Raw genomic sequence first — 19840 nt, 5'->3', positions numbered from 1 at the left:
GTTGCGGGGGCCGGATTTGAACCGACGACCTTCGGGTTATGAGCCCGACGAGCTACCAGGCTGCTCCACCCCGCGTCCGTGGATGCGCACTATACTCCGCTCGCGTTTTCATGCAACCTTTTTTTTACCCCGATCACGGATTTAGCATGATTTTGAACAAAAACAAACCACTAAAGCCTATTTTTTGTGCAAAATTTGCGTCAGGGAGAGGCTGCTCATTTCATTAAACGCGGCGGTTTGTTATCTTCGTTGCGCCTTATTTTTTAACCTGAAGAAGAGAACAATGAAAGGACGTTGGGTAAAGTACCTTCTTATGGGCACGGTTGTGGCAATGCTTGCCGCCTGCTCTTCCAAACCAACCGATCGCGGACAGCAATATAAAGACGGGAAATTTACCCAGCCTTTCTCTCTGGTGAACCAGCCAGATGCCGTTGGCGCGCCGATTAACGCCGGTGATTTTGCCGAGCAAATTAACCATATCCGTAATTCGTCACCGCGTCTGTATGGCAACCAGAGTAATGTTTATAACGCGGTGCAAGAGTGGCTGCGCGCAGGCGGTGATACCCGCAATATGCGCCAGTTCGGCATTGATGCCTGGCAGATGGAAGGTGCCGACAACTATGGTAACGTGCAGTTTACAGGCTATTACACGCCGGTAATTCAGGCGCGCCATACCCGCCAGGGCGAGTTCCAGTATCCTATTTACCGTATGCCGCCAAAACGTGGTCGTCTGCCGTCTCGTGCGGAGATCTACGCCGGGGCATTGGGCGATAAATACATCCTCGCTTACAGCAACTCTCTGATGGATAACTTCATTATGGATGTGCAGGGTAGTGGGTATATCGACTTTGGTGATGGCAGTCCGCTTAACTTTTTCAGCTATGCAGGGAAAAACGGTCATGCCTATCGCAGCATTGGTAAGGTGCTGATCGACCGTGGCGAAGTGAAAAAAGAAGATATGTCGATGCAGGCGATTCGTCATTGGGGCGAAACACACAGTGAAGCCGAGGTTCGCGAGCTGCTGGAACAGAACCCGTCTTTCGTCTTCTTTAAACCGCAATCTTTTGCACCGGTGAAAGGGGCAAGTGCGGTGCCGCTGGTTGGCCGTGCTTCTGTTGCCTCCGATCGTTCAATTATTCCGCCAGGTACTACCTTGCTGGCAGAAGTGCCGCTGCTGGATAATAACGGCAAATTTAACGGTCAGTACGAATTGCGTCTGATGGTGGCGTTGGATGTCGGGGGCGCAATCAAAGGCCAACACTTCGATATCTATCAAGGGATCGGGCCGGAAGCCGGACACCGCGCAGGTTGGTACAACCACTATGGACGGGTTTGGGTGCTGAAAACGGCTCCGGGCGCAGGTAACGTCTTTAGCGGCTGATGTGATATTCTGTATGCCGTTTTTACGGATATGACAGGGGAGGGGTAACCTCACATCCTGATTATTGACTAAGTGCGCGTTGTTCATACCGGATGCGGCGTGAACGCCTTATCCGGCCTACAAATCATGCAAATCCAAAATATTGCAGGAGTTATGTAGGCCTGATAAGCGTAGCGCATCAGGCATTTATGCGTTTAGGGTGAGGGATAACCTCGCCCTTTTTAATTCTGAGGTGCTATGTCTGTGGTAATTAGTGATGCATGGCGTCAGCGTTTTGGTGGCACAGCGCGTCTGTATGGTGAAAAAGCGTTGCAACTGTTTGCTGACGCGCATATTTGTGTGGTTGGTATCGGTGGTGTCGGTTCCTGGGCGGCGGAAGCGCTGGCGCGCACGGGGATTGGCGCAATCACGCTTATCGATATGGATGATGTGTGCGTCACCAATACCAATCGGCAAATTCACGCTCTGCGCGATAACGTCGGGCTGGCAAAAGCGGAAGTCATGGCGGAGCGCATTCGCCAGATTAACCCGGAGTGCCGTGTAACGGTGGTGGATGATTTCGTGACGCCGGATAACGTAGCGCAATATATGAGTGCCGGTTATTCGTACGTGATTGATGCCATTGATAGTGTACGGCCCAAAGCGGCGCTGATTGCTTATTGTCGGCGCAATAAAATCCCGCTGGTCACGACCGGTGGCGCGGGTGGGCAGATTGACCCGACGCAGATTCAGGTTACCGATCTGGCGAAAACGATTCAGGATCCGCTGGCGGCGAAGTTGCGCGAGCGCCTGAAAAGCGATTTTGGCGTAGTGAAAAACAGTAAAGGTAAGCTCGGCGTGGATTGCGTGTTTTCTACTGAAGCGCTGGTGTACCCGCAGTCAGACGGTACGGTGTGTGCGATGAAAGCCACGGCAGAAGGGCCGAAGCGGATGGATTGTGCATCTGGATTTGGCGCGGCAACGATGGTGACCGCCACCTTTGGGTTTGTTGCGGTTTCTCATGCGCTGAAGAAGATGATGGCGAAAGCGGCGCGTCAGGGTTAAACAATCAGGTCGGATGAGACGCGAACGTCTTATCCGACCCGGTTCTGTGCTTAAACCTGCTTCGTCGCAGCGATAATCGCCTCGCTTAACGCATTTAACCCCTGGCTGCGTGAGGCGCTAAGCTGCGCACGTAATCCCAGCTCATCAAACAATGCCAGCGGCGACTGTGCCTGTAATTCGGCGGCGGTTTTCCCCTCAACGGCAGTCAACAACACCGCCAACAGGCCGCGCACAATGCGCCCTTCGCTGTTGCCAAAGAAGTGCATTTTGCCGTTTTCAGCCACGGTATATCCCAGCCAGACGCGGTTTTCGCATCCGGCAATCTCTTTAGCCTGCGCTTTTAACTCGTCTGGCAAAGCCGGAAGCTGTTTCCCCAGCATGATCAACTGGCGATATTTATCTTCCCATTGCGACAACGGTGCGAAGGTATTGCGTAACGTTTCTGCGGTTACGGTTGTGCCGAACGGATGTCCGGCGAATTGCGGGTTTGTCATTAATCCACCAATAATTCCAGCGCGCGGTCAACGGCATTCACCAGCGCATCCACATCACTCTTTGTATTATATGGCGCAAATGAGGCGCGCAGTGTGCCGGTTACGCCTAATTCTGCCAGTAGCGGCTGAGCGCAATGTTGCCCGGCCCGCAAGGCAATACCGTACTCCGCCAGTAGCGTCACCATATCGCTGTGATGAACGCCAGCAAAATCAAAGGCCAGCAGGCTGGAATCCTGGCAGCGGAATGAACGAAAGCCTGGACGTTTCGCCAGCGCTTCTTCTGCAAGCGTTGCTAAGCTACGGCTCCAGCTTTCGGCCTGGTTGATATCGTAATCTGCCAGCCATTCCAGCGCCGCGCTTAATCCTATGACGCCAGCGACATTTGGCGTTCCTGCTTCCAGTTTCCACGGCGCAGATTGAGTGGTGAAACCGTCAAAACTCACTTCGTGAATCATTTTGCCGCCACCCAGCCAGGGCGACATCGCTTCCAGCAGTTCTGATTTGCCATACAGCACGCCGATACCCGTCGGGCCATACAGTTTGTGACCAGAGAAAGCATAGAAATCGATATCCAGTTGCTGAACATCCGCGGGGAAATGCACCGTCCCCTGAGCACCATCAACCATCACCACCATCCCGGCTGAATGAGCAAAGGTAATCGCTCGCGCCAGATCCGGGCAACCGCCAGTCACGTTCGACATCTGACCCAACGCCAGAATCCGACTACGGGGAGTAATCAGCTCTGGCAACAAATCGACATCCGGCAGTCGCTGCGCATTAAGCGGCAATTTCACCACTTTGGCTCTAGTTTGTTGGGCGACCATCAGCCAGGGGACGAGGTTAGCGTGGTGTTCTGCCACGCTGACAATAATCTCATCGCCCGGTTGCAGACGCGGACGCGCATAGCATTGTGCCACCATGTTGATGGATTCAGTGGTGCCGCGCGTCCAGACGATAGTTTTATCATCCGGTGCATTCAGTAATTGCGCCACTTTCTCTCGTGCAGCTTCATAACGCGCGGTCAGGCGTTGGGCTTCGGCAAACTGGCTGCGATGGACGTTTCCGGCGCTCAGGCTGTAAAACTGTCGAGTGGCTTCAACCACGGCTTCAGGTTTAAGCGCGGTCGCGGCGCTGTCGAGATAGACGCCCGCATCCTGTAGTGCGGGAAACTGGGCGCGAAACTGCGCGGGATTAAAAACGTTCATGGTACTCCTCGGCTTGATGCACCGATCGTGACGCAAAATTCACTTTGATACAAGGAGAGTGCTAACCATCAGAATTATCTGGATATCCTGGCGAAGCCGCGTAAGTAACATATGCTGAATAGTGTTAGGCGTTAATTTTAGCCTGTTAATCAATACTATTAAGATTTATTAATCGTTTTAAGGAGAAGATGATGAAAAAGACTGCCGCAATTATTTCTGCCTGTATGCTGACTTTTGCCCTGAGCGCCTGTTCCGGTTCGAACTATGTGATGCACACCAATGACGGACGTACCATCGTCTCTGACGGCAAACCACAGACTGATAACGATATCGGTATGATTTCGTATAAAGACGCTAATGGCAACAAACAGCAGATCAACCGTACTGACGTGAAAGAGATGGTCGAACTGGAACAGTAATTCGCGATCGCAAGGTAAAAAAAAGCACCGCAATTAGGCGGTGCTACATTAATCACTATGGACAGACAGGGTAAATGTACAGGAAGTGAAAAAAGGTAGCTTTGCTACCATGGTCTGAATCGCAGACCAATTGCAAACACAACAACACAACATCACAACCGTAAGCCAAAAGTTCACCAGAATACGCATTCCGATAAAACTTTTCGTTCCGGCTCAGGAAGTGCCGCCACTATAGGTATTTGCTGGTAGAAGCTCAACGGACAATTTATAATGGCTCAGATTAAAAAAACTAATAGGTTACACAGTGTGATCTAATTGTTAAATTCATTTAACATCAAAGTTTAAAAGCCATGTCTAAACGATTACCACCGCTAAATGCCTTACGAGTTTTTGATGCCGCAGCACGCCATTTAAGTTTTACTCGCGCAGCAGAAGAGCTTTTTGTGACCCAGGCCGCAGTAAGTCATCAAATCAAGTCTCTTGAGGATTTTTTGGGGCTAAAACTGTTCCGCCGCCGTAATCGTTCACTCCTGCTGACCGAGGAAGGGCAAAGCTATTTCCTCGATATCAAAGAGATATTTTCGCAATTAACCGAAGCGACGCGTAAACTCCAGGCCCGTAGCGCCAAGGGGGCGTTGACGGTCAGTTTACTCCCCAGTTTCGCCATTCATTGGTTGGTTCCGCGACTTTCCAGCTTTAATTCAGCTTATCCGGGAATTGACGTTCGAATCCAGGCGGTTGATCGTCAGGAAGATAAGCTGGCGGATGATGTTGATGTGGCGATATTTTATGGTCGGGGCAACTGGCCGGGGCTACGGGTGGAAAAACTGTACGCCGAATATTTATTGCCGGTGTGTTCGCCGCTACTGCTGACAGGCGAAAAACCCTTGAAGACCCCGGAAGATCTGGCTAAACATACGTTATTACATGATGCGTCACGCCGTGACTGGCAGACATATACCCGACAGTTGGGGTTTAATCATATCAACGTTCAGCAAGGGCCAATTTTTAGTCATAGCGCCATGGTGCTGCAAGCGGCTATTCACGGGCAGGGAGTGGCGCTGGCAAATAACGTGATGGCGCAATCTGAAATCGAGGCCGGACGTCTTGTTTGCCCGTTTAATGATGTTCTGGTCAGTAAAAATGCTTTTTATCTGGTTTGTCATGACAGCCAGGCAGAACTGGGTAAAATAGCCGCCTTTCGCCAATGGATCCTGGCGAAAGCCGCTGCTGAACAAGAAAAATTCCGCTTTCGTTATGAACAATAATTTACGTAGGGTACGACCATGACCAGCCGTTTTATGCTGATTTTCGCCGCCATTAGCGGCTTCATTTTTGTGGCACTGGGCGCTTTTGGTGCGCATGTGTTAAGTAAAACCATGGGGGCCGTTGAGATGGGCTGGATCCAAACCGGTCTCGAATACCAGGCGTTTCATACGCTGGCGATCTTAGGTCTGGCGGTGGCAATGCAGCGTCGCATCAGTATCTGGTTTTACTGGAGTAGCGTTTTCCTCGCGTTAGGCACGGTGCTGTTCAGCGGCAGCCTTTATTGCCTGGCGCTGTCCCATCTGCGTTTGTGGGCGTTTGTCACACCGGTTGGCGGCGTGAGCTTCCTTGCGGGCTGGGCGTTAATGTTAGTTGGTGCTATCCGTTTAAAGCGCAAGGGCGTAAGTCATGAATAAGGTTGTATTGCTGTGCCGTCCGGGCTTTGAAAAAGAGTGCGCCGCAGAAATTACCGATAAAGCCGGCCAGCGGGAAATTTTCGGTTTTGCCCGCGTGAAAGAGAATGCGGGTTATGTCATTTATGAATGTTATCAACCTGATGATGGCGATAAGTTAATCCGTGAGCTGCCGTTCAGTTCATTAATTTTTGCCCGCCAGTGGTTTGTGGTGGGGGAACTCCTGCAGCATTTGCCGCCAGAAGATCGTATTACCCCCATTGTCGGCATGTTACAGGGTGTAGTAGAGAAGGGCGGTGAACTGCGTGTTGAAGTTGCCGATACCAACGAAAGCAAAGAGTTGCTGAAATTCTGCCGTAAGTTCACTGTTCCGCTACGCGCTGCCTTGCGCGATGCTGGGGTGCTGGCGAACTATGAAACGCCGAAGCGTCCGGTTGTGCATGTATTCTTTATTGCACCAGGATGCTGCTATACCGGTTACTCATACAGCAACAATAATTCGCCGTTCTATATGGGCATTCCGCGCCTGAAATTTCCGGCAGAGGCGCCGAGTCGTTCCACGCTCAAACTGGAAGAGGCATTTCATGTGTTTATTCCTGCGGATGAGTGGGATGAACGCCTGGCGAACGGGATGTGGGCGGTGGATTTAGGCGCTTGCCCTGGCGGCTGGACCTACCAACTGGTGAAGCGCAACATGTGGGTTTATTCCGTCGACAACGGCCCGATGGCGCAAAGTCTGATGGATACCGGGCAGGTGACGTGGCTGCGGGAAGACGGTTTCAAATTCCGTCCGACACGCAGCAATATCTCCTGGATGGTATGCGATATGGTTGAAAAACCGGCTAAAGTTGCGGCATTGATGGCGCAGTGGCTGGTTAATGGCTGGTGCCGTGAAACCATTTTCAATCTCAAACTGCCGATGAAAAAACGCTACGAAGAAGTATCACACAATCTGGCGTATATTCAGGCACAGCTTGATGAACATGGCATAAATGCTCAGATTCAGGCGCGGCAGTTGTATCACGATCGCGAAGAAGTGACGGTGCACGTCCGCCGCATCTGGGCTGCGGTGGGTGGTCGTCGCGACGAGCGATAACAGGCAAGGCCGGGGCGTCGTCTCCGGCCTGCTACCCTTTCCGTCAGGCTGTTACCAAAGAAGTTGCAACCTGGCGCTCATCAGAAATAATGTGCGTTACCTCATCCAGATGCCCGATGCGGGCTTCCCCTGAACGATTAAATTTACTTTTATCAATCAATAACAACGATTGCGCGGCACGTTTTAATAGCATCGATTTGTAATCAGCGTTGATCGCATTGGAGTCCCACAGTGCGCCGCTGCTATCGATCCCTTCACAAGAAAAAATAAACAGATCGATTTCCAGCGATTTAAGTTGGGAAATCAGCGAGGGATTGACGTAACAGCCATATTTGCGCTCAAGTGTGCCGCCGGAACTGATCAGTTGAATGCGTTCGCGTTTACCGAGTTCATGGCAAATCGGATGGCTATTGGTGAAGACCTGAATGTTGATGTCAGGCAACTGGCGTGCCAGATACCAGCAAGTTGAACTGGCGTCTAAGGCTATCACCATCCCTTCTTCAATCCACGCGAGCGCCTCGCGCGCGATATCTGCTTTATGCGCATAATGGCTTTTCAGCCTGATGTGAAAGGGATCGCCACTGTCTTGATTTTGACGGTGGATATATTTAGCGCGTCCATGATTGCGCAGAATTTTACCCTGCGTCTGTAATTCATTGAGATCGCGACGAATGGTTTCTTTACTGACCTTTAGCTGTTCAGAGAGAGCTTCCGTGGTCAGGCTGGTATGGTTCAGCAGCAGGTCGACTATCGCTTGCTGGCGTGCCGCTTTCATATTTTTCACCCCATCATTCGATAACCGCCCGCGTCATGCGGGCGTACCGGTATGAGATTACGGTGTTACCCCTTTTTTTAAAAGAATATTCCCGTACTTCGCTCGTTCGCCTGTGATAACGATCGCAAAGGCTTTTTGCGCCCGTTCATAAAACGCAAAACGATTGATGCGGATGATGTCAGGACACGGGGCTTGTAGTGAAAGCGCATTACGGTAACGTCGTTCTACTTCAGGATCGAGAGTGTCACCCTCTACCGCCGCCATCATCACCAGCGGCGGGGCATAACTGTCCAGCTCAAATAACGGGATAATCGCCTGGAGCAAGTCGCTCACCAACAGGCCATCAGCGCGGATCACCTGCGGTTCCATCGAATGGGCGGGAAAGTGAGCATCGGAAAAAATAATTTCATCTCCATGTCCCATCTCTGCCAGCACTTTCAATAGTTCGGGAGAAATTAACGGCGAAATTGTTTTCAGCATTTCACACTTCCTCTATAAATTCAGGTTCAGTTTGCGGGTAGAAATAACGGTACTGATAATGAATCTGTGCACGGGCTTCTTCCGGGCTGTTAAATTCCCCTACGCCATACCAACCGAACAGCGCAGCTCCTGCGACGGTCGTTTCGGCATCGTCGAGAACTTTTACCGGAATATCAAGCATATTGGCTTTAATCTGATTCCACAATGTGTTGCGACTTCCTCCACCGACTAACAATAATTCATAGGCTTTAAAGTGCCCGATTTTTTCCAGCATCTGTAGATTGCGCTGTAATTGCGCAGTTAACCCTTCCAGCGCCGCGCGATAGAAATGCCCCCGCGTGGTATTAAGCGTCACTCCTTGCCAGCCAGCGTTCTGACACGACAATAAATCACACTGCATTTTCACACCATCCGCGCCAGGTGCGATCAGACGAGCTTCTTCAATCAACATTTGCCAGGGTGTTTCAGCCGTCCAGAACAGTTTTCTCACCCATTCCAGCACGCCGGATGCCAGCCATTGCATACCTGGGTTATACAACCATGCCTGGCTATCTAGTTCGCAGGTGGAACCGGCGTACTGACTTAACAGCGAAGTATCAACCTAGGCGCTGCGAACCATTAAAATTTCCCATGTACCGGAGGAGAGCACGGGTTCATTTTGTTCGGCACCAGCGCCAAAAAGGGCGAACTGGGTATCGTGACCTGCGGAAATCACCGGTATGCCAACGGGTAAGCCGAGCATTGCTGCGGCGTTGTTCTGTAGCGTACCAATCTGTTCACCCGCTTCCACCAGACGAGGGAAGAGTCGGCGTGGAATACCGGTGGCTTGTAAAATTTGCGGACTGAAATCGCGTTGCTGGATATCCAGCATCTGGCTGGTTCCGGCCATCGTGATATCAGTAGTGAATTCGCTGGTTAAACGGTGGTTAATCAGCGACGAAATGAAGAGCCAGGCGTGCGCGCGTTCCAGCAGTTGTGGATGATTTTCTTTCAACCACACCAACTTATATAACGTATTGAAACTAAAGGCTCCGACGCCAGAAATAGCCTGCAACCGCTGTGCGGAGATTAACCGTTCAATATTGTCCATAACCGCTGCTGTTCGCGGACATTTCCAGCTAATGATCGGATAGAGCAGATTGCCTTGCTTATCTACCAGAGCGCCATCCACACTAAAGGTGGTGACGGCGATACCGCGGATGTGGCATTCAGTCAGTTCACTATTGATTTGCCGACAGCAATCAGCAAAGCGTTGCAAAATGGCAGTCTAAAGACCACTGGTGCCAGGTGTTGTTTTCCATCGCGATATCGCTGGCATTAGGCGTTGAGGCGCGGGCAACAATTTTTCCCTGCCGATTAACCGCGATGGCCCTGACATTGGTCGCGCCACAGTCGAGTACCAGGATAACTTCTTGTTTCATAATCGCTCCTGCAATATAGCCGGATAACATTGTTTATCCGGCTAACCACTCTTGCTTGTTCAGGCCCGGTAGCCGGAGCGACCGGGCATCACATCAGGGTGTAATGTATTAACGCTTGTACAACGGACCGTAGTTCTGGCAAGCGCGGTAATCCTGGCCTTCAATATCCATGCCGTGCGCAGCCCAGGCAGAAGGACGATACACTTTGGTCTCTTCAACGTTGTGCATACATACCGGGATACGCAGCATGGAGGCAAGGGTGATAAAGTCTGCGCCAACGTGGCCGATGGTCAGAACTCCGTGGTTGGCACCCCAGTTCGCCATTACCGAATACACATCCGTAAACGGCCCTTTACCAGTGAGGCGCGGTGCAAACCAGGTGGTTGGCCAGGTTGAGTTGGTGCGTTTGTTGAGGATGTCATGCACATCCTTCGGCAATTCCACGCTCCAGCCTTCCGCGATTTGCAGTACCGGTCCCAGGCCTTTGATGATGTTGACACGAGTCATGGTGAACGGGACGCCGCCTTCGGTAAGGAAGCGGGAAGAGTAACCGCCGCCACGGAAGTATTCGTGGATCGCCGGGCACCATTCGGTAGCGGCGAGGCAAGCGTCAGCCTCTTGCTGAGAGATTTCCCAGTGCGGCTTCATCGTCGGGTTACCTTCGCTGTCGCGTTGTTTACAGGAACCGTCCAGCGCAGCAGAACCTGAGTTGATCAAATGGATGATGCCGTGTTCTGCCAGTCCGTCCAGTTTATGCCCCGTTACACGCTCAATTGCTTCTGGTGACCAGTAGGTACGCACATCGGCAAATACCTGAGCGGTGCCGGTGAGCTGGTGACCCATTAGCATTGCCACGCCGTTAAGACTGTCGTTTTCGGTCGCCACGACAAAGGGTTCGCGCACGCCATTCCAGTCAAATGAACTGTTGAGGATCGCTTCGGCGGTGTCACCATTGGGATATTGATCGGTCCAGTGACGTTGCCCCTGGAAGCCCGCAGCGATGGCGTTGTAGCCAAGTGATTCTTCCACGCGACCAATATCGGCCAGTTTGCTGTTGCCTTGCATCATGTCGCGGATACACATCGCCATCAGTAAACTTTCGCGCAGAACTGCGCGGCTTTGCTCGGCATTGCGTTGATACTGTTTGTTATTTTCATCTTCGCCATAGCGGAAGTTTTTATCAGCCCAGGCCAGTGCCATTTCCAGTTCGGCTTCGTCGTAAATCTTCTGATCGATACGGCGACGCAGTTCGGTCATATCCACCGCCTGGACTTTCATTCCCAGCCAGGATTCAAAGAAGTTGTGATCAACAATAGAACCGGCGATACCCATCGAAACGCCGCCCAGCGACAGATAGCTTTTACCTTTCATGCTGGCGACGGCCAAACCGGCGCGGGCAAAGCGCAGCAGTTTTTCTTCAACATCGGCAGGAATCGATGTGTCATCGGCATCCTGAACGTCATGACCGTAAATGGAGAATGCCGGGATGCCTTTCTGGCTGTGAGCTGCCAGAGCCGCAGCCAGGTAAACAGCGCCGGGGCGTTCAGTGCCGTTAAAGCCCCAAATGGCTTTCGGGCGGGTTGGATCCATGTCGATGGTTTCACTGCCATAGCACCAGCAAGGCGTTACCGTAATGGTGAGGCCTACATTCTGGCTGCTGAATTTTTCTTCGCAAGCAGCGGCTTCAGCCATACCCGCGATACAGGTATCGGAAATGACACACTCGACGGCAGCTCCGCAGGCATGGCGCAGTTTCTCGGTCAGCAGTGCGGCCGTAGCTTTCGCCATATTCATTGTTTGTTCTTCAAGCGACTCACGAACACCCATGCGACGACCGTCAATAACCGGGCGGATACCAATTTTCGGTAAGCTGATTTTTTTCATTACAGATTCCTCACTTTATTCGGAAAATATGTTCAGTTAGTTGCCGTTTGAGAACGGAAACGGGCAAAGATAAAGATGACCGCGAAGCAGAGTGCGGGGATCAGTTCAGCAGTGGGGATGTTGCCCGCCGCGTCACTGACAAAACCCATGACCGGAGTGACAATACCGCCGCCAATAATGGTCATAACGATGAAGGACGAACCGTATTTGGTGTCCTGGCCGAGATTCTTAATGCCCAGCGAGAAGATTGTTGGGTACTGAATCGACATAAAGGCGCTGCATAAAGTCAGGGCTATTAAGCCCACATGACCGCCAGCGAAGGCTGAGATCAGGCACAGTGCCATAGCGATTAATGCGTAGGCGGCCAGGACTTTGTGTGGTGCGAAGCGACTGATGAGCCAGGTACCGGTGAAACGACCAATAAAGAAGCACACCATGGTTCCGGTTAAATAGTTAGCGGCAAAGCCTGCAGTCATACCTAGAATTTCTTCTACAGCGTAGCGAATCAAATAGCTCCAGCAGGCCGTTTGTGCGCCGACATAGCAGAATTGCGCTAATACCGCCCAGCGCCAGTGACGAATACGCGCCAGACGAGAAAGCGATGCGGAGAACGATCCTTGTTTGGCGTCACTGTGATTATCACTCTGCAATGCCGGGAATTTCGTCAGCATGATCAGCAGGGCGACCAGTAACACGATAGCCACGATGATCATATAAGGTGTCTGTACCGATAATACCAGGCTGTGTTTATACGCACTCAATTGCTCTGGAGACATTTTATCGAGAACGTCTTGCGATTGATGTGGCACGTTAGACAAAATAAGACTTTGCCCAAAGACAACCGCGATAATTGCGCCAAACGAGTTAAATGTTTGCGCAAGATTTAAGCGGAAGTGACTACTGCTTTCCGGCCCTAATACCGTAACAAAAGGGTTTGCGGCAGTTTCCAGACAACCTAATCCGGCTGCAATAATAAATAGGCCAACTAAAAATAAGGTGTAGTTCATTATTTCTGCAGCGGGCCAGAATAATGCAGCGCCCAAGGCATATAAAAATAATCCGGTAATAATCCCTGCTTTATAACTGAGTTTTTTCATCAATATCCCAGCAGGGATTGGGATAATGAAATAACCAAAGTAAAAGGCCGATTGGATCAGGCCAGCCTGGAAATTTGTCAGCGTAAAAGCCTGCTGGAATTGAGGTAATAAAATGTCGTTAAGGTTATTGGCTACCGCCCAAAGAAAAAACAGTGAGCACAGCAGCGCGAATGGAATAATGTAACTTCTGCTTTGCCCTGCATCTTTATCTACCGCACGGTAACTCTGCGTTTGTATTGATGTGTTTCCCATAGCATCCTCTTAGGTTCAGAAGCTTAAGCACGTAATCGGTTATGTTTTCAAAAGTGCAAAACCAGCGAGTTCGGGCTTCATATCGGTGAATATTTGCCTGTCTGAAATGAACTCATGGATTCATTTTCAAATAAAAAACGCTCTGTAATATGACGGCGGTCACACTTATTAGCTGGAAGGTGACTTTATGTGACTACCATCACTTTAATAATCGAAATTTCATGCCCGTTTCAGAAAATAAATCATAAAAAACACAAACCAGATGACCGTATTAATTGTTTGTGCCGAAAACGGGCATTTCTGGCGAGGGGAAATGGAAAAATGACCGTTTTGATAAATATTTTTAAGAGCGGTCATTTTTAACGGGGTTATAAAAAGAGAACTTGCAGTTATTTACTGTGATTAGTTGAGCTAGGTCACAAAATATAAGCTTGTGAATTTCTTTCTTGTTAATCAGGAAGAAGATGGTGGGTAATTAAACGGCTAATTCAATAGTGTGAAAGGAACAACATTATTGCCCTGTTTTGAATCAGAGAGAGGTAGCTAATGGAACGAAATAAACTTGCTCGTCAGATTATTGACACTTGCCTGGAAATGACCCGCCTGGGACTGAACCAGGGGACAGCGGGGAACGTCAGTGTACGTTATCAGGATGGGATGCTGATTACGCCTACAGGCATTCCATATGAAAAACTGACGGAGTCGCATATTGTCTTTATTGATGGCAACGGTAAACATGAGGAAGGAAAGCTCCCCTCAAGCGAATGGCGTTTCCATATGGCAGCCTATCAAAGCAGACCGGATGCCAACGCGGTTGTTCACAATCATGCCGTTCATTGCACGGCAGTTTCCATTCTTAACCGATCGATCCCCGCTATTCACTACATGATTGCGGCGGCTGGCGGTAATTCTATTCCTTGCGCGCCTTATGCGACCTTTGGAACACGCGAACTTTCTGAACATGTTGCGCTGGCTCTCAAAAATCGTAAGGCAACTTTGTTACAACATCATGGGCTTATCGCTTGTGAGGTGAATCTGGAAAAAGCGTTATGGCTGGCGCATGAAGTTGAAGTGCTGGCGCAACTTTACCTGACGACCCTGGCGATTACGGACCCGGTGCCAGTGCTGAGCGATGAAGAGATTGCCGTAGTGCTGGAGAAATTCAAAACCTATGGGTTACGGATTGAAGAGTAATTTCGTAAAGCAACAAGGAGAAGGATGATGGCTAACAGAATGATTCTGAACGAAACGGCATGGTTTGGTCGGGGTGCTGTTGGGGCTTTAACCGATGAGGTGAAACGCCGTGGTTATCAGAAGGCGCTGATCGTCACCGATAAAACGCTGGTGCAATGCGGCGTGGTGGCGAAAGTGACCGATAAGATGGATGCTGCAGGGCTGGCATGGGCGATTTACGACGGCGTAGTGCCCAACCCAACAATTACTGTCGTCAAAGAAGGGCTCGGTGTATTCCAGAATAGCGGCGCGGATTACCTGATCGCTATTGGTGGTGGTTCTCCACAGGATACTTGTAAAGCAATTGGCATTATCAGCAACAACCCGGAGTTTGCCGATGTGCGTAGCCTGGAAGGGCTTTCCCCGACCAATAAACCCAGTGTACCGATTCTGGCAATCCCCACCACAGCAGGTACTGCGGCAGAAGTGACCATTAACTACGTGATCACTGACGAAGAAAAACGGCGCAAGTTTGTTTGCGTTGATCCGCATGATATCCCGCAGGTGGCGTTTATTGATGCTGACATGATGGATGGTATGCCTCCGGCGCTGAAAGCCGCGACGGGTGTTGATGCGCTCACTCATGCTATTGAGGGGTATATTACCCGTGGCGCGTGGGCACTAACCGATGCACTGCACATTAAAGCGATTGAAATCATTGCTGGGGCGCTGCGAGGATCGGTTGCTGGTGATAAGGATGCCGGAGAAGAAATGGCGCTCGGGCAGTATGTTGCGGGTATGGGCTTCTCGAATGTTGGGTTAGGGTTGGTGCATGGTATGGCGCATCCACTGGGCGCGTTTTATAACACTCCACACGGTGTTGCGAACGCCATCCTGTTACCGCATGTCATGCGCTATAACGCTGACTTTACCGGTGAGAAGTACCGCGATATCGCGCGCGTTATGGGCGTGAAAGTGGAAGGTATGAGCCTGGAAGGGGCGCGTAATGCCGCTGTTGAAGCGGTGTTTGCCCTCAACCGTGATGTCGGTATTCCGCCACATTTGCGTGATGTTGGTGTACGCAAGGAAGACATTTCGGCACTGGCTCAGGCGGCACTGGATGATGTTTGTACCGGTGGCAACCCGCGTGAAGCAACGCTTGAGGATATTGTAGAGCTTTACCATACCGCCTGGTAAATGCGCTGATGTGATAATGCCGGATACGATTTGCGGCGTATCCGGCTCGCCGTTACCGTACCAACCGCAATTGCTGTAAATTGCCGTCGATATGCAAATCGGTTTGTAAGCGGGCAATATCGCGGCACAGAAACGCCATCTCTTTATGGGTTTCTAATTTTTTGCGCCACTTTTCGGCAACCGCATCCAGATTCTCATATATCCCTTCCAGACTCTGAAACTCGACCAGCAGCTGCGTGGCGCTTTTTGGTCCGATTCCCGCAACACCCGGTACCTTTGAACTGCTGATCCCCGCAAGTCCCCAGTAATCGGGCAACTGCTGCGGTTGAACGCCAAATTCTTTATCGATAAATGGCGCATCCAGCCAACGTTTCTGGAAGTAATCACGAATACGTAATGTCGGTGAAAGTAACTGACAGTAGCCTTTATCTGTCGAAACAATCGTTGCCTGATGCCCGGCCTGTGTCACTTTGACCGCCAGTGTGGCGGCTAAGTCATCGGCTTCGTTGCCGCTGGCTGACCAGCACGGGACGCCGCGTTGCTCAAAGGCGGCGCGTAATGCAGGCATCTCGTCGTGCAACTCTTCCGGCATTGGCGGTCGATCCGCTTTGTAATCTGGTAAACGCTGATGACGCCAGCCGCTACTGCGGTTTTCATCATCAAAAACGGCGACCGCGTGGGTTGGCTGGCTGTGCATAATGAGCTGATCGAGCGCATGCTGGCAGGTTTCGACACAGGGCGAACCCTGAACGGCATGAATGCGACGGATAAGATTCAGTGCATCGACAATAAGCAAATGAACAGCCACGATAACCCCCTTAAAGATCAGGCGATAAGGGTAACATTCGATGCCGGAACAGGCTATGGCTGGTTGAGAAAACAGGAAGAGGCTTCGCAAAACGAGGCCTCTGGGAGAGATTAATCGCAGGCAACGATCTTCATCGCCAGGCCGCCGCGAGAGGTTTCGCGGTACTTGGCGTTCATGTCTTTACCTGTTTCGTACATGGTTTCGATAACTTTATCGAGGCAGACGCGCGGTTCGCTGGTACGGCGCAGTGCCATACGCGCGGCGTTCACCGCTTTCACTGCTGCAATGGCGTTACGCTCAATGCACGGTACCTGAACCTGCCCCGCGACCGGGTCACAAGTCAGACCGAGGTTGTGCTCCATCGCGATTTCCGCTGCGATGCAAACCTGCGCCGGGCTTGCGCCTAACAGTTCTGCCAGACCAGCTGCCGCCATAGAGCACGCCACGCCAACTTCACCCTGGCAACCCACTTCGGCACCAGAAATCGACGCGTTCATCTTATAAAGAGAACCAATGGCGCTGGCTACCAGCAGGTAACGAGCCAGTGAGTTAGCGTTCACTTCGCGGATAAACTTATCGTAGTACGCCAGCACAGCCGGGATAATCCCGCACGCACCGTTAGTCGGCGCAGTCACCACGCGACCGCCAGCAGCGTTCTCTTCGTTCACTGCCAGTGCAAACATGTTGATCCAGTCAACAACCGCCATCGGGTCAGTGGTGGTTTTATCCTGGCTGACCAGCATCCGGCGTAGTGCCGCAGCACGGCGTGGAACGCGCAGTTTGCCAGGCAACACGCCTTCGGTGGAAATACCGCGCTCAATACCGCCACGCATGACTTCCCAGACGTTCGCCAGGTGCTGTTCCAGCTCTTCTTTACTGTGCAGCGCCAGCTCGTTTTTCATCATCAGGCCAGAGAGTGACAGCCCGGTTTCCTGACAATGTTTTTGCAGATCGGCTGCTGAACTGTACGGATAAGGAACTTCAACCGGTGCGCTATCCTGCTGGCCAAAATGCTCTTCATCAACGATAAAGCCACCGCCAATAGAGTAGTAAGTCTGGCTGTAAACGACTTTATCGCCCGCCAGCGCGGTAATGCGCATACCGTTTTCATGCAGAGAAAGGTTGTCTGCATGGAAGTTCATGCACTGATCAACCGGGAACTCCACTTCATGCTGACCGTTTGCCAGCATCAGGCGACCATGAGTATTCACATCCTGAATAAAACCGGGGATGGAATCGATATCCACGGTATCCGGCAGGTTACCCGCCAGGCCCATAATAATGGCGATATCTGTGTGGTGGCCTTTACCAGTCAGAGAGAGCGAGCCGTACACGTCAACCACCACGCGGGTCACGTCTTTAAGCAGGTTACGGGCAATCAGATCGTCGGTAAATTGTTTACCCGCTTTCATTGGTCCAACGGTATGAGAACTGGAAGGGCCAATGCCGATTTTGAAAATATCGAATACGCTAATCATAGGAAATACATCGCGTTAAAACGGAGGAAGCGCCGCCCGAAAGCGGCGCGAAAGGACTTAGCTGAACAGAGAGTAGAAGATTGCGGAGATTGCAATCAGACCCATCACGACAACGAATACGTTGCTGATGTGACCGCTGTACTTACGCATTGCCGGTACTTTCTGAATTGCGTACATCGGCATCAGGAACAGGATCATCGCGATGATTGGGCCGCCCAGGGTTTCAATCATACCCAGGATGCTCGGGTTCAGGGTGGCAACAATCCAGGTCGTTACCAGCATGAACAGCGCAGTGATACGGTTCAGCTTGTTGATTTCGATAGACTTACCTTTACCACGCAGAGATTTAATCACCATACCGTTGAAGCCTTCACGTGCGCCCAGGTAGTGGCCGAGGAAGGATTTGGTGATAGCGATAATCGCGATAATCGGAGCCATCCACGCGATAACCGGTGCGTTAAAGTGGTTAGCCAGGTAAGACAGAATCGAGATGTTCTGCTCTTTAGCCGCAGCCAGGTCTGCCGGAGTCAGGCTCAGTACGCAGCTGAAGACGAAGAACATTACGGTCAGCACCATCATGATGTGTGCGAATGCCAGGATCTTCGAGCATTTCTGTTCTGCCATATCGCCGTACTCTTCACGCTTCGCAACGGCGAAAGAAGAGATGATCGGAGAGTGGTTGAACGAGAACACCATTACCGGAATTGCCAGCCACAGGGTCATCCACAGACCGTTTCCGGTTGCAGATGCAGTGTCCAGAGACAGCGTTTCCAGTGCTGCGCCGTTCCACTGCGGGATCAGGTACAGAGCCAGCAGCATCAGTACGCCAACAAACGGGAATACCAGAATACTCATCGCTTTAACGATCATCTGCTCACCAAAGCGAACGATGGTCATCATACCCACGATCAGGATCAGCGACAGAATCGCACGCGGCGGTGGCGTCATACCCAGCTGGTGAGACATGAAGCTTTCAACGGTATTGGTGATTGCCACGCTATAAACCAGCAGGATCGGGTAGATAGCGAAGAAGTAGAGCAGGGTAATCAGTTTACCTGCGCCAATACCAAAGTGTTCTTCTACAACCTCGGTGATGTCTTCGCCCGGGTTTTTACCAGACAGTACGAAGCGAGTCAGGCCGCGGTGAGCAAAAAACGTCATCGGGAACGCAAGGATAGCCATGATGATCAGCGGGATCATACCGCCAACACCGGCGTTGATTGGCAGGAACAGCACGCCCGCGCCGATTGCCGTGCCGTAAAGGCCCAGCATCCACATGGTGTCTGTCTTGCGCCAGGCACTACGAGAGTCTTTCGACGCAATCGTGCTGGTTTGAGTCGTTTCCATCTATTTCTCCTGGAGGAATGCAAATAATTCAGCTTTTAGCCAGTTCAGCCCGGGAAGGTGCCTGACCGTAAAAATGAAATCTGTCTATCGGCGATGGCTTAATCATTTACCGCCGTAATAATTTGAGGGCGGAAAGATACACACAAGTTATGTATCTATCAGTGATCTTGATCCCAAATACAATAATCTGCTTGGAAGATAGATTATCCCAACGCTTTACTCTGTAAATCAAAAGTAAAAGAGAATTTAAGGGCAATATTTGCCCATTAAACGACATCTGACTTCTTCCGGGGCGCGCAATATATGTAGGTTGAACTGAAAAAATCAATACTTTTAGTTAATCATGGCGATAATTTCTTTTTCATAGCGATAAAATACGGTTTATGAAAATAGGGAAACGTTTGTGTTGCAACATAAATTGTATGACATATTAACTGTGATGATATTTGTCGCGTGAGGGTGGTAAGAAACATTCATATAACAAATGAAATGAGTTGATGAGTAAGTGACCAAAAACGAGAAAACCCGGCAACAAACGTCACCGGGGGAGTAATGCCAGTCAGTTAAGCAACTGACTGGCTCTTTTTCGGGGCTGTGGGGTATTTCCAGG

Annotated in this window: 17 protein-coding genes, 1 tRNA gene and 1 pseudogene; 8 read left to right on the top strand and 11 right to left on the bottom strand. The window is 50.9% G+C overall.

Annotated features, from left to right (window positions below; genetic code table 11):
* Position 1: 1 nt before the first annotated feature.
* Positions 2-75: transfer RNA gene (locus tag ABZJ92_RS15325), tRNA-Met, on the bottom strand.
* A gap of 208 nt (positions 76-283) precedes the next feature.
* Here ABZJ92_RS15325 and mltA point away from each other — a divergent pair.
* Both mltA and tcdA read left to right on the top strand, forming a co-directional pair.
* Positions 284-1381: a murein transglycosylase A gene (mltA, locus tag ABZJ92_RS15320; RefSeq protein ID WP_000678641.1), complete on the top strand. Its 1098-nt coding sequence runs from the start codon at positions 284-286 to the stop codon at positions 1379-1381.
* A 237-nt stretch (positions 1382-1618) separates the two neighbouring features.
* On the top strand, positions 1619-2425 hold the full coding sequence (gene tcdA, locus ABZJ92_RS15315) for a tRNA cyclic N6-threonylcarbamoyladenosine(37) synthase TcdA (protein WP_000117724.1): 807 nt from the start codon (positions 1619-1621) through the stop codon (positions 2423-2425).
* Positions 2426-2475: 50 nt separating this feature from the next.
* Here the strand turns inward: tcdA and csdE are convergent, their stop codons facing one another.
* Together csdE and csdA are read right to left on the bottom strand one after the other, a co-directional pair.
* Positions 2476-2919: a cysteine desulfurase sulfur acceptor subunit CsdE gene (gene csdE / locus ABZJ92_RS15310; protein WP_000184250.1), complete on the bottom strand. Its 444-nt coding sequence runs from the start codon at positions 2917-2919 to the stop codon at positions 2476-2478.
* The gene (gene csdA, locus ABZJ92_RS15305) at positions 2919-4124 is read right to left on the bottom strand and encodes a cysteine desulfurase CsdA (protein WP_005051618.1); all 1206 of its coding nucleotides are present in this window, start codon (positions 4122-4124) and stop codon (positions 2919-2921) included. The genes csdE and csdA overlap by 1 nt, the downstream gene beginning before the upstream one ends.
* A 191-nt stretch (positions 4125-4315) precedes the next feature.
* On the opposite strand from csdA, the gene ABZJ92_RS15300 reads away from it, so the two are divergent.
* From ABZJ92_RS15300 to rlmM, 4 genes are all read left to right on the top strand, one after another.
* Positions 4316-4543 carry a YgdI/YgdR family lipoprotein gene (locus tag ABZJ92_RS15300; protein ID WP_005051615.1) on the top strand — a complete coding sequence of 76 codons (228 nt, stop codon included), beginning with the start codon at positions 4316-4318 and terminating at the stop codon, positions 4541-4543.
* 350 nt (positions 4544-4893) lie between these two features.
* On the top strand, positions 4894-5811 hold the full coding sequence (gcvA, locus tag ABZJ92_RS15295; RefSeq protein ID WP_000044395.1) for a glycine cleavage system transcriptional regulator GcvA: 918 nt from the start codon (positions 4894-4896) through the stop codon (positions 5809-5811).
* An 18-nt stretch (positions 5812-5829) separates the two neighbouring features.
* Positions 5830-6225: a DUF423 domain-containing protein gene (locus ABZJ92_RS15290; RefSeq protein ID WP_000203905.1), complete on the top strand. Its 396-nt coding sequence runs from the start codon at positions 5830-5832 to the stop codon at positions 6223-6225.
* Positions 6218-7318 carry a 23S rRNA (cytidine(2498)-2'-O)-methyltransferase RlmM gene (rlmM, locus tag ABZJ92_RS15285; RefSeq protein ID WP_001045525.1) on the top strand — a complete coding sequence of 367 codons (1101 nt, stop codon included), beginning with the start codon at positions 6218-6220 and terminating at the stop codon, positions 7316-7318. Before ABZJ92_RS15290 ends, rlmM begins: the two co-directional genes overlap by 8 nt.
* Positions 7319-7361: 43 nt before the next feature.
* Here the strand turns inward: rlmM and fucR are convergent, their stop codons facing one another.
* From fucR to fucP, 5 genes and pseudogenes are all read right to left on the bottom strand, one after another.
* Positions 7362-8093 (bottom strand): L-fucose operon activator, encoded by a 732-nt coding sequence (fucR, locus tag ABZJ92_RS15280; protein ID WP_000642344.1) that lies wholly within the window; start codon positions 8091-8093, stop codon positions 7362-7364.
* A 57-nt stretch (positions 8094-8150) separates the two neighbouring features.
* Positions 8151-8573, bottom strand: a complete 423-nt coding sequence (gene fucU / locus ABZJ92_RS15275) for an L-fucose mutarotase (RefSeq protein WP_000920834.1) — start codon at positions 8571-8573, stop codon at positions 8151-8153.
* Position 8574: 1 nt separating this feature from the next.
* A pseudogene (fucK, locus tag ABZJ92_RS15270) lies at positions 8575-9994 on the bottom strand (L-fuculokinase).
* A gap of 108 nt (positions 9995-10102) precedes the next feature.
* Positions 10103-11878, bottom strand: coding sequence for an L-fucose isomerase (gene fucI / locus ABZJ92_RS15265; protein ID WP_000724153.1), 1776 nt, complete (start codon positions 11876-11878; stop codon positions 10103-10105).
* A gap of 32 nt (positions 11879-11910) precedes the next feature.
* The gene (gene fucP / locus ABZJ92_RS15260) at positions 11911-13227 is read right to left on the bottom strand and encodes an L-fucose:H+ symporter permease (RefSeq protein ID WP_000528610.1); all 1317 of its coding nucleotides are present in this window, start codon (positions 13225-13227) and stop codon (positions 11911-11913) included.
* Between the two features lie 546 nt (positions 13228-13773).
* Here fucP and fucA point away from each other — a divergent pair.
* On the top strand, positions 13774-14421 hold the full coding sequence (gene fucA / locus ABZJ92_RS15255) for an L-fuculose-phosphate aldolase (protein ID WP_000440781.1): 648 nt from the start codon (positions 13774-13776) through the stop codon (positions 14419-14421).
* Between the two features lie 27 nt (positions 14422-14448).
* The gene (gene fucO, locus ABZJ92_RS15250; protein WP_005051592.1) at positions 14449-15597 is read left to right on the top strand and encodes a lactaldehyde reductase; all 1149 of its coding nucleotides are present in this window, start codon (positions 14449-14451) and stop codon (positions 15595-15597) included.
* Positions 15598-15649: 52 nt separating this feature from the next.
* Here fucO and xni read toward each other — a convergent pair whose 3' ends face one another.
* The 3 genes from xni to sdaC form a co-directional block, all read right to left on the bottom strand.
* Positions 15650-16405 (bottom strand): flap endonuclease Xni, encoded by a 756-nt coding sequence (gene xni / locus ABZJ92_RS15245; RefSeq protein WP_005051589.1) that lies wholly within the window; start codon positions 16403-16405, stop codon positions 15650-15652.
* Positions 16406-16515: 110 nt separating this feature from the next.
* Complete coding sequence (gene sdaB / locus ABZJ92_RS15240) at positions 16516-17883, bottom strand: L-serine ammonia-lyase II (RefSeq protein ID WP_000626404.1); 1368 nt, start codon at positions 17881-17883, stop codon at positions 16516-16518.
* A gap of 57 nt (positions 17884-17940) precedes the next feature.
* Positions 17941-19230: an HAAAP family serine/threonine permease SdaC gene (sdaC, locus tag ABZJ92_RS15235; protein ID WP_000450476.1), complete on the bottom strand. Its 1290-nt coding sequence runs from the start codon at positions 19228-19230 to the stop codon at positions 17941-17943.
* Between the last annotated feature and the right edge of the window lie 610 nt (positions 19231-19840).

The organism is Shigella sp. FJ200513 (assembly GCF_040495915.1).
GTDB lineage: Bacteria > Pseudomonadota > Gammaproteobacteria > Enterobacterales > Enterobacteriaceae > ECMA0423.
Note: the sequence above shows the minus strand (reverse complement) of the source record. Positions and strands in the feature narration are given on the sequence as shown.

Excerpts from the sequence above, each read along its gene's own strand:
- ABZJ92_RS15300 (WP_005051615.1), top strand. The coding sequence starts at position 4,316 with ATGAAAAAGACTGCCGCAATTATTTCTGCCTGTATGCTGACTTTTGCC.
- csdE (WP_000184250.1), bottom strand. The coding sequence starts at position 2,919 with ATGACAAACCCGCAATTCGCCGGACATCCGTTCGGCACAACCGTAACC.
- fucP (WP_000528610.1), bottom strand. The coding sequence starts at position 13,227 with ATGGGAAACACATCAATACAAACGCAGAGTTACCGTGCGGTAGATAAA.
- rlmM (WP_001045525.1), top strand. The coding sequence starts at position 6,218 with ATGAATAAGGTTGTATTGCTGTGCCGTCCGGGCTTTGAAAAAGAGTGC.
- csdA (WP_005051618.1), bottom strand. The coding sequence starts at position 4,124 with ATGAACGTTTTTAATCCCGCGCAGTTTCGCGCCCAGTTTCCCGCACTA.
- fucU (WP_000920834.1), bottom strand. The coding sequence starts at position 8,573 with ATGCTGAAAACAATTTCGCCGTTAATTTCTCCCGAACTATTGAAAGTG.
- fucA (WP_000440781.1), top strand. The coding sequence starts at position 13,774 with ATGGAACGAAATAAACTTGCTCGTCAGATTATTGACACTTGCCTGGAA.
- ABZJ92_RS15290 (WP_000203905.1), top strand. The coding sequence starts at position 5,830 with ATGACCAGCCGTTTTATGCTGATTTTCGCCGCCATTAGCGGCTTCATT.
- fucO (WP_005051592.1), top strand. The coding sequence starts at position 14,449 with ATGGCTAACAGAATGATTCTGAACGAAACGGCATGGTTTGGTCGGGGT.
- fucI (WP_000724153.1), bottom strand. The coding sequence starts at position 11,878 with ATGAAAAAAATCAGCTTACCGAAAATTGGTATCCGCCCGGTTATTGAC.
- sdaC (WP_000450476.1), bottom strand. The coding sequence starts at position 19,230 with ATGGAAACGACTCAAACCAGCACGATTGCGTCGAAAGACTCTCGTAGT.
- sdaB (WP_000626404.1), bottom strand. The coding sequence starts at position 17,883 with ATGATTAGCGTATTCGATATTTTCAAAATCGGCATTGGCCCTTCCAGT.
- fucR (WP_000642344.1), bottom strand. The coding sequence starts at position 8,093 with ATGAAAGCGGCACGCCAGCAAGCGATAGTCGACCTGCTGCTGAACCAT.
- tcdA (WP_000117724.1), top strand. The coding sequence starts at position 1,619 with ATGTCTGTGGTAATTAGTGATGCATGGCGTCAGCGTTTTGGTGGCACA.
- gcvA (WP_000044395.1), top strand. The coding sequence starts at position 4,894 with ATGTCTAAACGATTACCACCGCTAAATGCCTTACGAGTTTTTGATGCC.
- mltA (WP_000678641.1), top strand. The coding sequence starts at position 284 with ATGAAAGGACGTTGGGTAAAGTACCTTCTTATGGGCACGGTTGTGGCA.